The sequence below is a fragment of the Arthrobacter sp. MYb213 genome (assembly GCF_002979915.1).
GTDB lineage: Bacteria > Actinomycetota > Actinomycetes > Actinomycetales > Micrococcaceae > Glutamicibacter.
Map to the genome: position 1 here is coordinate 203088 of NZ_PCQA01000005.1, position 13872 is coordinate 216959.

At 56.9% G+C, this 13872-nt stretch carries 10 protein-coding genes; 5 read left to right on the forward strand and 5 right to left on the reverse strand.

Annotated elements, in window-relative coordinates:
• Positions 1-95 precede the first annotated feature (95 nt).
• Entirely contained in the window at positions 96-1130 is a 1035-nt protein-coding gene (glpX, locus tag CQ011_RS13370) for a class II fructose-bisphosphatase (protein WP_096256586.1), read from the forward strand.
• A 73-nt stretch (positions 1131-1203) separates the two neighbouring features.
• On the opposite strand, the gene manA is transcribed toward glpX, so the two are convergent.
• The 4 genes from manA to CQ011_RS13390 all read right to left on the reverse strand — a co-directional run bounded on the left by manA (position 1204) and on the right by CQ011_RS13390 (position 5875).
• Complete coding sequence (manA, locus tag CQ011_RS13375) at positions 1204-2418, reverse strand: mannose-6-phosphate isomerase, class I (RefSeq protein ID WP_105678213.1); 1215 nt, start codon at positions 2416-2418, stop codon at positions 1204-1206.
• Between the two features lie 83 nt (positions 2419-2501).
• Complete coding sequence (locus CQ011_RS13380) at positions 2502-4112, reverse strand: LCP family protein (RefSeq protein WP_105678214.1); 1611 nt, start codon at positions 4110-4112, stop codon at positions 2502-2504.
• 17 nt (positions 4113-4129) lie between these two features.
• Positions 4130-4660 carry a 5-(carboxyamino)imidazole ribonucleotide mutase gene (gene purE / locus CQ011_RS13385; RefSeq protein ID WP_096256589.1) on the reverse strand — a complete coding sequence of 177 codons (531 nt, stop codon included), beginning with the start codon at positions 4658-4660 and terminating at the stop codon, positions 4130-4132.
• 54 nt (positions 4661-4714) lie between these two features.
• Positions 4715-5875 carry a 5-(carboxyamino)imidazole ribonucleotide synthase gene (locus CQ011_RS13390; RefSeq protein ID WP_105678215.1) on the reverse strand — a complete coding sequence of 387 codons (1161 nt, stop codon included), beginning with the start codon at positions 5873-5875 and terminating at the stop codon, positions 4715-4717.
• Between the two features lie 241 nt (positions 5876-6116).
• Here CQ011_RS13390 and CQ011_RS13395 point away from each other — a divergent pair, with 241 nt between their 5' ends.
• Positions 6117-6674, forward strand: coding sequence for a GtrA family protein (locus CQ011_RS13395; protein ID WP_105678216.1), 558 nt, complete (start codon positions 6117-6119; stop codon positions 6672-6674).
• Here the strand turns inward: CQ011_RS13395 and CQ011_RS13400 are convergent.
• Complete coding sequence (locus tag CQ011_RS13400; protein ID WP_105678217.1) at positions 6671-7399, reverse strand: TIGR03089 family protein; 729 nt, start codon at positions 7397-7399, stop codon at positions 6671-6673. The two genes, CQ011_RS13395 and CQ011_RS13400, sit on opposite strands and share 4 nt — an antisense overlap.
• Before the next feature lie 283 nt (positions 7400-7682).
• Here CQ011_RS13400 and CQ011_RS18080 point away from each other — a divergent pair, with 283 nt between their 5' ends.
• Genes CQ011_RS18080 through CQ011_RS13415 form a run of 3 tightly spaced genes read left to right on the forward strand, consistent with a single transcriptional unit; the run spans position 7683 to position 13869 of the window.
• The gene (locus CQ011_RS18080; protein ID WP_096256780.1) at positions 7683-8204 is read left to right on the forward strand and encodes a WhiB family transcriptional regulator; all 522 of its coding nucleotides are present in this window, start codon (positions 7683-7685) and stop codon (positions 8202-8204) included.
• Positions 8108-11686 carry a glycosyltransferase gene (locus CQ011_RS13410; RefSeq protein ID WP_105678218.1) on the forward strand — a complete coding sequence of 1193 codons (3579 nt, stop codon included), beginning with the start codon at positions 8108-8110 and terminating at the stop codon, positions 11684-11686. The genes CQ011_RS18080 and CQ011_RS13410 overlap by 97 nt, the downstream gene beginning before the upstream one ends.
• Positions 11686-13869: a DUF5719 family protein gene (locus tag CQ011_RS13415; RefSeq protein WP_105678219.1), complete on the forward strand. Its 2184-nt coding sequence runs from the start codon at positions 11686-11688 to the stop codon at positions 13867-13869. Before CQ011_RS13410 ends, CQ011_RS13415 begins: the two co-directional genes overlap by 1 nt.
• Positions 13870-13872: the final 3 nt, after the last annotated feature.

Sequence of the window (13872 nt, forward strand, 5' to 3'; positions counted from 1 at the left end):
ACGCTTGAACAGTTTAAGCGACATGAACTACAAGCAGAAAAACGATGGGGATATGATGGAGGTGTTTGCATAGGCGCAATGACTACGACTCAGTGATGGGATCTTTCGTGACCGAAGACAACAATTATGCCCACCTATCTCCACGACTGTCGGTAACCGACGCGGAACCGGACCGTAACCTCGCACTGGAGCTGGTGCGCGCGACTGAAGCTGCAGCCATCGCTTCATCCCCGTGGGTTGGATTCGGTGACAAGAATGCCGCCGATGGCGCGGCAGTAGATGCCATGCGTGGCCTACTGTCCACAGTGAACTTCAACGGCGTCGTGGTAATCGGCGAAGGCGAAAAAGACGAAGCCCCGATGCTGTTCAACGGCGAACAGGTTGGCAACGGCTCCGGAGCAGAATGCGATGTTGCAGTTGACCCCATCGATGGCACTCGTTTGACCGCACTTGGTCTGAACAACGCCCTGTCGGTGCTGGCTGTGGCCGACCGCGGTTCGATGTTTGATCCTTCGGCCGTGTTCTACATGGAAAAGCTCGTAACCGGCCCCGAAGCGGCCGACCTAGTTGACCTGCGTTTGCCGGTCAAGCAGAACTTGCACCTGATCGCTAAGGCCAAGGGCAAGAAGATCAGCCAGATCACCGTCACCTTGCTGGACCGCCCACGCCATGCCGGACTTATCGAAGAAATTCGTGCCGCCGGCGCACGCACCAAGCTTTTGATGGACGGCGACGTTGCAGGCGCCATCGCGGCAACCCGTGAAGGTACCGGCGTTGACGCGTTGATGGGTATCGGCGGCACCCCTGAGGGTATCGTCACCGCCTGTGCAATCAAGGCCATGGGCGGCGTGATTCAGGGCCGTCTGTGGCCAACCGATGATGACGAGAAGCAGAAGGCGATCGACGCCGGCCACGAACTGGGCCGCGTGTTGACCACCAACGATCTGGTCACTTCCGACAACTGCTACTTCGCAGCCACCGGTATCACCGATGGTGACCTGTTGCGCGGAGTGCGTTACAAGAACGGTCGCATCCACACCCAGTCGATCGTGACTCGTGCCAAGTCTGGCACCATCCGCTTTGTTGATGGTGAGCACCAGCAGGACAAGTGGGAAGCTTACACCCGCTAAAAACACGTTAAGCATTCAAGCCGCTGGTTTCCCCTTCCGGGGAAGCCAGCGGCTTGAATTGTTTAATGACTGATTAGTTCGATTTTTCCTGTGCGCTGGCGGCAAAAAGCGTGGCTGGTTCGGAGCTACGAGAAATAGCGTTTACCGGCAGATCCTCTGCGGTGATGAATGCCGACTCACCGCGGGACAGCTGCAGGGTCTGTGTGGCAGATTCCAAGGTGAACTCCCCAGCGGTGCAGAGCACCACCGCAGCACCGTGCAACTGCAACTCGGTACGAACTTGTGCTTGGTCGGTCTGGGTGACCTGCAATTGGAATTCGTCAAAGTTTGGTTGGAACAGCTGCGAATGATCTGAAACCTTCTGGCCTGCCAACAGCGGAGCTGCGGTGGGCTCAGCGATGGAGATCTCCAGTAGTTCGGGAACATCGATATGCTTGCTGGTCAGCCCGCCGCGAAGCACGTTGTCTGAATTCGCCATGACCTCGATACCAAGCCCGCGCAGGTAAGCGTGTACGTTACCGGCGCCGAGGCTGATCGCCTCGCCAGGCTTCAAGAACACCAGGTTCAGTAGCAGTGCCACCAAGACACCCGCGTCGCCTGGATAGATTTCGTTGATCCTGACCAGCTCGGCAAGCTGGAGGTTCACTTGCAGCGTTGGATCCGCGGAGATCGCTCCGCATAGGTTGAGCACGAGATCGCTGATTGGGCGCCCACCGGCAAGCACGTAGCTCAGCGTGGGCCCCAGCGGTTCGGCACCCTCGAGCAAGTGAATCAGTTCGTTGACCAGTTTTGTGTCGTTGGTAGAAAGCCGGGGTAGGAAAAGACGTAAATCAGCAACGATGTCTTGTGGAAGACGGAAGCCTGATAACGCCACAAAATCGGTGAGTGCGTAAAGCATTTCCGGTTTATGGTTGTCGTCTTTGTAGTTTCGATTCGCCGCATCGCGGGCGAGGCCTGCTGCTTCTTCCTTGGCGAAACGTGCACGAGCTTGGTCTAGGGTCGGGTGGACTTGAATCGACAACGGTTGAGAAGCAGAGAGCACCTTGAACAAGAACGGCAACCGGCCGTAACGTGCAAAGACATCTTCCCCGAGCGTTCGCTCTGGATCTGCTGCGATGGCCTCGTGCAGGGGCTGTCCGCTGCCCAGCACCGTGCTCGGACACCCTGGATGGGCCCCGAGCCATAACTCCGCTTGAGGGCTGATGATTGCCGGTTGTCCCAACAATTCAGTGATCTCTTGTGTTGAACCCCAGTGGTAGTCCCTAATGGAATTTTTCAACTCAAACACGTTTTGTACCCTTAACTTTCACTAACGATCATGGTTTCAAAACGGTCGGGGGGTCGTAACCGTGGCGTAACCGTGAAGGCTCTTTATGGAACCGAGCATTCGTCGTTGTTTGCGGCAATCTGAGCCAGACGCGAATTCTGACCAATCATTTCAAGCTCAACCAGGTACTGCTCATCAATGGGGGAGCCATCACGCTTGGTCATTGGCACCTCATCACCGTTGGAAAGCTTCGGTGCATCGTTGATGTCCGTTGCATCCTGTGGAGCTTCTGCGGAGCTACTAGCCTCGGTGGAGTCCTTAGATTTTTTCGGTGCCTCGGACTTCTTGGATTCCTTAGGCTTCTTCGGTGCGTTCTGCTTTTCGATGATTCCGTTGATTCGATCATGAATCTGGTCGAAGTTCGGGTAGGTGGAGAACGAACGTTCAAAGTCTGGAGCGCCCAAGGTCAGGCGGCTAAATGGTGTACCAGCCACCTTGTCTGCCACCGAAACGAAGGAACTGAGCTGGCTAGCAGGGATGTTCGTTTCAACTAGCTGTTCGCCGGCCTGCATGATGCTGCTGAAATTCGTCAGGATGGTCTGTGGGGTGAACTGCTTAATGATTGCCTGCTGTAGGCACTGCTGACGTTTGATGCGGTGGTAATCATCGGTGAAATCACGCGAACGAGCAAACCAGAGCGCGTCCTTGCCGTTGAAGGTCTGTACGCCTGGCGCAAACCAGTGGGTATTGACCAGCGAGTTTTCCCACTTCTTGCCGTTGTATGGGACCCAACCACCGGAATCAATGGTGACCCCACCTAAGGCATCAACGAAGTTGGCGAAGCCGGCCATGTCAACCATGACGTAGCCCTGAACCTGAAGATCGGTGGTTCCGGACAGCGCATCCATGACGGCCTGAGCTCCCACATTTTTTACTGAGTCAGGGAATGCGTCCGCATGGTTATCGACCGCATCACGGTAAATGGCGTTGAACAAGCATTCGTCGCCGCAATCGTAACCGTCGGGATAAACCGCAGCCATCGGGGTGCCCTTGGCGAAGCGGGCCTTCTGGAAGTTACGCGGAACGGAGATCATCAGCGATTTACCGGTTTTAGCGTCTACCGAAAGCAAAGCAATGGAGTCGGTACGCACGCCATCACGGTTTGAGCCAGAGTCTGCGCCGAGCACCGCAATGTTGTAACGACCATCAACTGGGTCAAAGGCAGGACCTTCGTCAAAGACCTTAACGATGGTCTCGCGACCGGTATTCAAAATGGTGGCGCCGTAAACGAAAATACCGCTGGTGGCGACGACCGCCGCTAGCGTGAAAACCGAAACGATTGCGCGCATCCCGGGAGCCAACATACCTGGCCTGATGATGAACAGCGTATTGATGAACATGATCAGCCAGCCGACCGCGAGCACCGACAGTGCGACGATCAAAAACAGCTGGAAGTTAGGATGTGCCACCCAGCCAAGGATGATTGAGCGGTTGATAAAGTACAGGGCTGCGAGCAAGATCAGCACTGCCCAGCACAGCATGGTGACAGTGACCGCGATCCGTCCCAGCTTACGGTTGCCTGCAATGAGCTGAGCGCTACCCGGGAAAATTATGGTCAGAACGACCAGAATTAGGGCGCGTTTGCTCCGGGCCGGAGACGAAATACTCTCCGGGTTCCGAAGCGGACTTGGAGCGCGGTGATTGGCAGAACCCATGTACTTAGTGACTTTCCTTAGGAAGAGAAGTTCTCGTTGGCAACCTCGGCACGCAACGCGGCGCCCTTGGCATAGGCAGATTCGCGAAGCGAGTCTGCAAAGGCTAGCAACTTAACCTGTAACGACTTAGCAAGCTCATCGGTTCCCGATGCCAGCATACGCACAGCTAACAGGCCAGCATTGCGGGCACCACCGATGGAGACGGTAGCCACCGGAACGCCGGCGGGCATCTGCACGATAGAGAGTAATGAATCCATTCCATCAAGCTTGGCTAATGGTACCGGAACCCCAACCACCGGAAGTGGTGTGACCGATGCGAGCATGCCCGGCAGGTGCGCGGCGCCGCCGGCGCCGGCGATGATGACGCGCAAACCGCGGGCGTGCGCCTGCTGACCGTACTCGATCATTTCGGTGGGCATGCGGTGTGCCGAGACAACGTCAGCTTCGAAGGGGATACCGAACTCGGTGAGCGCTTCGGCGGCTAGGCGCATGACGGGCCAGTCCGAGTCTGAGCCCATAACGAGTCCGACTAGTGGTGCTTGAGTCATTAGAATCTTAATCCTTGAAAATTGTGGCTCAGGTTAGTGAGCCTAGGTAAAAGCCTAAACGGTTTCGCAGATGCCGTCGCGGATTAAGCTGGCCACTGCATCGGCGCGTTCGCGTAGCTCGGCGACGCTTTGCCCTTGCGCAGCAACGACATTGACATGTCCGATTTTGCGTCCAGGGCGCACCGATTTGCCGTAGCTGTGAACTTTGACTTCTGGTGCGGCAGCCAACGCGGCTTGGTAGGCAGAGAAGAGATCTTGATTTGCTCCACCCAAGAAATTCTTCATTACGGTGAGCCCAAGCTCCCGGGTATCGCCCAATGGCAAATCCAATACCGCGCGCAGGTGCTGTTCAAATTGGCTGGTGACAGAACCGTTCATGGTCCAGTGCCCGGTGTTGTGTGGGCGCATGGCCAACTCGTTAATCACGAAGCCGGCCCCCTGTCCGGGAGTTTCGAAGAGCTCTGCGGCCATGACGCCGGTGACGCCGAATTCTTCGGCGATACGAATGGCAGCCTGTGAGGCAGTAGCCGCAGTTTCATCGGAGATGTCTTGGGCGGGGGCAATGACTTCGTCGCAGACGCCTGCCACCTGAATGGTGTGGACTACCGGCCAGGCTTTGGTTTCGCCTGAGGGAGTACGTGCCACCATGGCTGACAGTTCGCGGGTGAAGTCCACCTTGTCTTCGGCCAATAGAGCGCCGTGCGCGAACCAGTCTTCGCAGTCTTTGGCCTGTTCCGCATTATCAAGCATGCGTACGCCCTTGCCGTCGTAACCGCCGCGTGGGGTCTTGAGCACAATCGGCCATCCGGTGTCTTCGCCGAAGGCAATTAGCTCGGTTATATTCTCTACCTTCGCCCACGCAGGATTGGGCAGTCCAAGCTTTTCGATTGCCGCACGCATCACCAGCTTGTCCTGGGCGTGGATCAGAGCCTCGGGACGTGGCTGGACGTTGACTCCCTCATTGATAAGTGTGGTGAGGAACTCATTAGGAACATGCTCATGATCAAAGGTCACGACATCTTTACCCTGGGCAAAAGCCCGCAGGGTGTCCAAGTCTTTGTAGTCGCCAACGGGCGCATCAGGCACGCAACGTGCCGCCGATACGTCCGGACCTTCGGCGAGAACATGCAGTTCAAATCCGAGGTTTAGGGCCTCAGGGGCCATCATTCGGGCTAATTGCCCGCCACCAATCACACCAATTTTAGGGAAGCTCACTCTCCTAGGTTAGCGAAAGAGTTCCAGCTTCCCGTCTTCGCGTTGACTGATTACTCACGAAATCCGGGGTTTTGTCAGGAAATGCGGATAAAATAGGCAGCTAGTGTTCCTTCGCCTTGGCGTTAAAGGGCACCACCAAACCACTGACCTAGGGAACTGAACTTCCCAAGATTCTGACGATCTTGTGGTCGTATCGATGTCTACATCGACACGCGAACCACGTTGATTTGTCTGGAGGAAAATGTTCGAGCGCATTACACAAAAACTAACCGGACTGATTTCGATGCTGTGGCGCGAAGTGGCAAAGTTCGGCGTTGTCGGCGGAATCGCGTTCATCATTGACTCTGGAATTTATGTCTGGTTGCTTCATGGCCCAATGAGCGATTCACAGGTCAAAGCAAAGATCATAGCCGGCATCGTAGCCACACTATTCTCCTGGGTGGCCAACCGCTACTGGACGTTCCGTCACCGTCGCCAAGCCAATGTGGCCCGTGAACTGGTGATGTTCCTGATCATGAATGCCATCGGTTTGGGTATCGCCGCAGCCTGTGTTTGGTTCACCAAATACGTACTAAATATGACGGATCCGACCAGCGTCTTTATTGCCGGTTCCGTGGTTGGTCTGGTGTTGGGAACCATCTTCCGGTTCTTCGCCTACCGTTTCTGGGTCTTCGGCGCAGAAATGGATCAAGACGCAGAATTCGCCCACGACCATGAACTGCTGAGCCTGCGTGAAAACGGAGCCGATACCCAGAGCGTTACTCCGGATACCGGCACCATTCCTACCGCCAAAAGCTAAACAGCAGGTGCGTAGTCGTGACTGATCTTCTCGCCTTGCCGAAGCCGGTCACTGACGTCCATCTGCGCTTCAACAAGCACAATGGAGTCTCCGGCCTTCCACTGGGCGACCGCATAGGGCAAAAGTTGCAGCACTGGGATATCTGCGTGAACCAAGATGTTGCCCAACGGGCTGACCTCGGGCGCAAAAAGCTCCGCTAAAGACAGATTATTGCCTGCACTATTGCGCAACGCGATAGTTTCCCCCGAGACTGCGGAGGGATAAAACTGATCCCCGTACGTGCGCACATTTGCGTTGTAATCCTCGGCGACCGGACCTAGGTCGGCACCAAATGACAGCGCCATGGCGGCGGGATTAACCGCAAGAATCTCGGATGACCCGGGAATGCGCTGATCCTTCGGCTCTTGGGTGATCCACAAGGCGGCGTTGGTAGCCTGAGCATCGCCGGCATCCAGTAGCGTCGCCCCGTGATGCAGTGCGGCTAGGCCGAGCACCAGTGATTTCCAATGAGACGGCAAATCTACAACGACGAGGGACCCTTCTTCAAGATCGAAACATTCGACGAGTAGGTTCGCACTTTTGGCAACCCAATTGTCAAAGACCTTGCCCGAAAGCTCGATTCGCTCCCCGGATTGTGAGTACCAGGTGAGCCACGGTGTAGCGTCGGAGCGACGCGGCGCCAGTAGGCCTTCAGCGAAGGTTCCGGTAGCGGTGTTGAACGGCATTTTCCACCTTAATTTATTTACTGAGAATTTACCGACAATTCGCGGAAGTTGCGACTCGCCGGATTCATTGGTGACTTTTCGTGGCGTGTTGTGCCGGGAGTTTGCTGTGAACCCTCCATAGAATAACCTCCCCGCTTGACTATGACCGAGTTACACGGCTGTAATTAGATGGTGAGTTCGGCTCGTCCATCATTTCACTACTTCGATGGAATAAAGAGAGACGTATGGATCGGGAGCATTGATGGCTCGATCTTCTCAAACCAAGCGAAAGGTCAACATCACCATGACGAAGCTGGAGCAGAGGTACTCCGATTTTTCGACATCGGCAGTAGCATCCGCCCAATACGGGGTTGAGGGTGCACCGTCGGATTGGTTTGTCGATCCACAGGCTGGGGAATCCGCACGGGTAGCGGTAGCCACAGATTTGGAGACCGCTGCGGAGGACTTCCTCCGCGAGCATGCGCCGGCAGAGACCGAGGGTGGCTCGAGTGCCGGTTCGTGGGCTCCTGAGCTGGATGAAGACGAGCAGGTCCGCGAAAGTATCAAGGCGGTATGGCTCGGCGTCGGCGGAGAAGTCGACGAAGGTGAGCTGGGTTGGCAGGCCCGTGCCCTATGTGCACAAACTGACCCCGAAGCATTTTTCCCAGAAAAGGGCGGTTCAACCCGCGACGCTAAGCGTGTCTGCGGGGCCTGTGTTGTACGTTCAGAATGTCTGGAATACGCGTTGAGCAACGACGAGCGCTTTGGCATCTGGGGAGGGCTCTCCGAGCGCGAACGCCGCCGACTACGGAAACGAGCAATCTAATTCGACCGCCAATTCACGTCACCGCCATCGTTGCTGCGCACGATGGCGCTGACTTTTTACCACGAACTTTAGCTGCACTGCGAAATCAGTCGCGGCCGATTGAACGGTACCTCGGGGTGGATGCGTCCTCACAAGACGCGTCACATCAGGTATTAAAGGCAAATCTTCCTTCGAATGCCACATTGCTTTCGGCTCCCGCCGGATCATTGGGGCTTTCGGTTCAAGAAGCAGTGGATGCACTGCCCGAAGCACGCACCGATCGCGATGAGTGGATATGGATTATCCATGATGATTCGATGCCGGCTCCCGATGCGTTAGAACATCTCACGCGCACGGTTGAAGCCTCCGAATCCGTAAGTATCGCTGGTTGCAAGATTTTAGACATCGACAACCCACGCCGCTTGGCCGAGGTTGGACTCAGTGTTGACCGTAAGGCACAACGCCTGACGATGATCGACATGGACGAGGTTGATCAAGGCCAGTACGACGGACGTAGCGACTACTTCGCGGTGTCCTCGGCCGGAATGTTCATTCGCCGCGAGGTTTTCGAAGAGCTCGGTGGTTTTGACCCAGCTCTTCCTGGCCGCGGCGATGATGTGGATCTGTGCTGGCGTAACCGACTTGCTGGACACCGCGTAGTCGTGGTTCCAGCCGCAAAAATTTATCATCAGGTTGATGTGGTCGATTCCCTGGCCGGACCAGGTGAGGCACGTCGTGCCGAGGTGTTCCAGCGTCTTAAGTTTGCCTCCCCATTAGGGCTGCCATTTATCTGGTTAGGGATTCTCTTTGGCGGTATTGGGCATTTCCTTTTGGCCTTGCTAGCCAAAGACCCGGGACACGGATTCAGTCATTTAGCTGCCACGCTTAAAGGCTTGTTCTCTCCGGTGAAGTTGGGTGCGTCGAGGCGTCAGGTCAAGGAAACTCGTCAGGTTCCGCGCCGTCAGGTGCGCAAGTTGATGACCTCAAATGCTGAGGTCCGCGAATACCGTCGCAACATTTCAAGCGGTCAGGATGACTCACAGGTATTTGGTGATGGCTCCGGGGCCGAAGGGATGGTGGAACCCAGTGGCGAGAACTTCTCGGACTTCGTTCGTATTGCCCGTCCGCCACGAACTACCGCGGTACTTTCACTGATTCTTGCCCTGTTGATCACCACGGCGACCTCCCTGATTGCGTGGCGCACGGTGATCGGTGCTAGCGCACTTAGTGGCGGGGCTATCCGCCCACTATCGCGCTCACTTGGAGAGATCGGCGCCAACGCCACATCGTGGTGGCAGAATGTGGGCACCGGCCTGAGCGCCGCACCGGATAACACCGACATTGTTTACTGGTTACTTTCCGTCGTGAGCTTCAACCACGCCAACCAAGGCCTCGTGATCTTGTTTATCGCAGCCATGCCATTGGCTGCGTTGAGCGCCTGGTGGGGCGTAGGTGTCGTTAGCCGTTCACGAGCCGTACGTTTTTTTGCAGCCGTCATCTGGGCCCTGCAACCAGCGCTGTTCTCGGCGTTAGCTTCAGGCCGCGTGGGCTCGGTTTTGATCCACGTAATGTTGCCACTGTTCTTCCTGGCGATGCTTCGTGCGCTCAACGATCAGGTACTTCCGGAAGGTAAGCCTGCAGCTACTGCCGGACAGCGTAAAACGTCCGCGTGGACCGCTTCAGCGTGCGCAGCATTGATCATGTGGGTTATTTCGACCGGATCAATGCCGTTCTTCCTCACGCTTCTGGTGCTCGTATACATCTTGGCAATTTCCGCTCCACGCCGCTCACGCACCCTGTGGTGGATTCCGCTGCCAGCAGTGGTGTGGAACCTGCCGTTACTCTTTGAAGCGTTGGGAAATCCTCGGCTATTGTTCACCGAACCCGGAGCGTCTCTGGCATTTGACCCGGCACCGCTGTGGCAGATGGTTCTAGGTTTCCCTGAAGCTTTTGATGCGATGCTTAGCCCGCTGGGTTGGGGAATTTTACCGGCCGGTCCATGGGCCCTTGTCGCTGCACTTTTGGTGGGTGCACCGCTGGTAATTTTGGCGGTCTTGGGTGCACTTGGATCTGCTTTCAGCCTCGATGCCACCATGCGCCGAAACTCGCGCAAACTCATTTGGGCAGCCGCGTTGTCATTGGTTGCAGGATGGGGGATTGGGTTCATCCCGGTCTCATTGGACTCCTCAACTACCGTCAGCGCCTACACCGCACCGTTCGTTTCCTTCGCGATCTTCGCGATGCTTGCCGCCGCGGCCAACGCACTAGCGGCTCTGCGACATGAGGATCAGCCACGTGCCCTGCGCCGTCCGGCTAATCGTGGTGCGCTGAGCCTGATGAGTGCGTTGAGCGTTGTGAGTTTGCTGGCCGCCGGGTCGGTGGGTCTAGCTGCGCAATTAAATTCGCAAAATCCGGATGGCGAGCTGACCGCGCTGACTGCCCAGCAACGAGTCGCGGCTTCACAAGAACGCACGATTCCTGCCACCGCAGCTGACGCGGGACGCTCCGAAACCGCAGAGCGTACCTTGGTACTGACTCCTCGTTCCTCGGGAGAAATCGATAGCGTATTGCTCTCGGGTGCCGGGGAAACACTGGACTCGATGTCCCGTTCCTCGCAGGTAGCTCAGCTGACCGGTTCGCTGCTGAAACCAGCGCGTAACGAGCAGTCGGTCACCAACAACCTGCAGCGCGAAGCAGCGGCGATGTTGCTCTCCGAATCCGCCTTGGACTCACGTGAAGCATTGCGGGATCTGGGCGTTGGATTTGTGGTGCTCAACGAAACCGGAGAATCCGTTTCCGCTAGTGTCCGAGTGTTGGATGCTGCAACTGGATTAGCCGCCGTAGGACAGACCGATAATGGTTGGTTATGGCGAGTGAATTACCAGGATTCGGCTCAGAATACCGGAGCAGGTTTCGCTCGCTTAATCGATGAATCTGACCGGGTACAGGTAGTGCCAACACAGCGTGGGAAGATTCAGAATCTTGAAATTCCGGCGGCAGATGCTGCTCGAACCCTGGTCTTGTCCACCGCTCAAGATCCTAAATTACGAGCGAGTATCGATGGTACGCCGCTGCGTTCGGTCGCTTACCCTCAGGACTCGGATTCCCGCTGGGCTCAGGCCTACGAGGTCCCTGCCGAGGGTGGAAAGCTGACGTTGACCCATGATGAACCATTGGCTCTGCCGCTGCTGATCCTTGGCGGATTAGTGTTGCTAGTTGCCGTCTTGCTGGCGATACCGGTACCTAGTACCCGACGTCTGGCAAGCTACCGCAACACCGAGTATCGTTTCCGTGCCGCCGAAGAACCGGTGGACGATAACGAACTACTAGCCGAGCAGCCCGCAGACACGGTTGACGTTGAGCCAGAGACTGAACCTGCAACCAGCTCTACACCGTTAAGTCGTCGCGAAGCACGCGAACGGGATCACGAGATCCGAGAAAACTTGACCCCGAAGCTCGGTGACCGTATTTCGGACACCGACACCGAGCAGGAGAAAAAGTAGTGAGTGACGAGAAGACCCCTGCTGCCGATGATGCACCAAACCAGCCTGCACCTCATGGCTCCCATGCTGCCAAACCGGAATCGGAGCCGGGCACTTCCTCGGCTGAGAACAAGGTAGAGCCCGAAGCTGCCAAGCCAGGAACGGGCTCCGTTACGGAGCCTGAGAAACCTGCGCCGCAACCGGTAGCTGCCCAGACACCGCCCGCTGCTGCAGCTAAAGAACCTGCTAGTGCGGATGGTCGTGCGAAGAGCAAGTCGGATCTGCGTGCTGAGGCCAAGGCAGAGAAAGAAGCTGCGGCAGAGGCTAAGGCCGCGGCCAAGGCTTCAGCCAAAGCTGACGCCAAGGCAGCGGCTGAAGCCAAGGCCACAGTCAAGGCAGAGGCCAAGGACCGGAACAACTCCCGGCCTAAGACCGATGCGGTGTCTACCGCGGCTACTAAATCTGAACCTACAGGCGAACACAAGGCTGAGCCTGTAGCGGTGGCTACCGGCGCCGTACCAAGCGCAGCGGGACCAACCGCCACGGATGCCCCGGACGCCACGGACGCTACTGCGAACCGTCGACGCCGTAAGTTAGCCCGAGCCACCAAGGCTGCGCGTAAGGATCAAGAAACAGCCGTGGTGCGCCGCCGTACCGGCGCTGTATTGCTCGGAGTGGTAGCCGTCGTAGCTGCCGGAGCAGTAGTCGCTGCCGGTTCGGTTCTTGCCCCGCAACCAGCTCAAACTGCACTGCCTGCCGCGGTCACCAGCCTCCCGGCCGGAGATGCCCAAGCAGTTTGTTCCGCCACGCCACAGCTGTTGAAGGGTGTCGATGGCACCGATCCACAGTTCGCTGCCGGCGCGAAGAAAATTTCAAGCAATATCCGTGCGGCCGTGGTCTCTGATTTAGGCAAGCGAATTCCTGGAGCCACGCTCAGTGACCTCGGAAGCTCAGAAGCAAATGATCTGACCAAGCGGATCGCCGAAGAAGAAGCTAGCAAGTCATTGGGAGCCGACGAGCAAGGCCTCACCGGTCGTATTGGAAAAGTGGATACTTCCAATGGCCGAGACAAGGCTCAAGTATTCGCACTTCAGCCATTGGGCGAACTGCCTTCCTGGGGCAGCGCGATGCGTAGCTTCCTTGCCAAAGACGGAGACTTAGCAGGGCTTGCAGCATCGACCTGTCAGGCACCAGCCTCAAATTGGCGCTTCACCGGCTTACAGACACTGACCGGGGCAACTAGCGTCCTGCACCTGTCAAACCCCACACATACGACGGCGCAGGTCTCCGTAGATTTGCGTGGTCCAGAGGGCCTAATAGATACCTCCACCTTGCAAAATGTGGTGCTCGCTCCGGGTACTTCCCGGGCCCTAGTGCTTGGCGGCTACGCCCAGAACCTCGACTCGGTCTCCGCTGATATCACGAGCTTAGGCGGAAAGATTACCGCGTCGGTACAACAAGCCGCCTTGCGTGGTTTGACTCCGGCCGGCGTTGACTTGGTGGCTGCGAATGCCTCGGCGTCCAATACCCAGGTGATTCCCGGCGTATGGATTGGTAGCAAGAATGACCGAGACAAGCTGAGCAAAGGGGATAAGAAACTTATTCCGCAGCTCCACGTCTCGGCCACCGGTGCACAAGGCGCAGGCTTTAAGGTGAAAATCTTAGGTGCCGACGGTGAAGTCGCCGCGGATCTAGGTTCTAACCTCGCTGTCTCCTCCGATGCCACTAGCATCATCAGCCTCAACGGGTTGGATGCTGGAGCGTATTCGGTGGTCGTGGAAGCCGATGCTCCGGTGACCAGCAGCGTGCGTATGGTGCGTGGTGCAGATCCAAAGCAGTCCTCGGATACTGCTTGGGCAGCAAGCACGATGCCACTTGCTGGCACGCAGGTCGCGCCGATTTCGGCCAACGGTACCGGTGAATTTAGTATTGCAGCTCCCTCGGCCGATGCTTCGGTAGAGGCAGTTGTTGTTGATAAGGATGGCAAGCTGTCCAAACCAACCAAACTTACGGTGAAGACCGGGCAGAGCATGGTCTTCAAACCCAAGGATGTCAGCGCAGATGCCCAAGCGGTGATCTTCTCATCAGATGCCAACGCCTACATCGGTCAGCTGATTTTCGGCTCGGATCGTTCGTTGGCTTGGGCTGCGATGCCACCGGCAAATGCCGGACGTGACGGCATTGTGGTCAACGTCGGGGGCTGAACA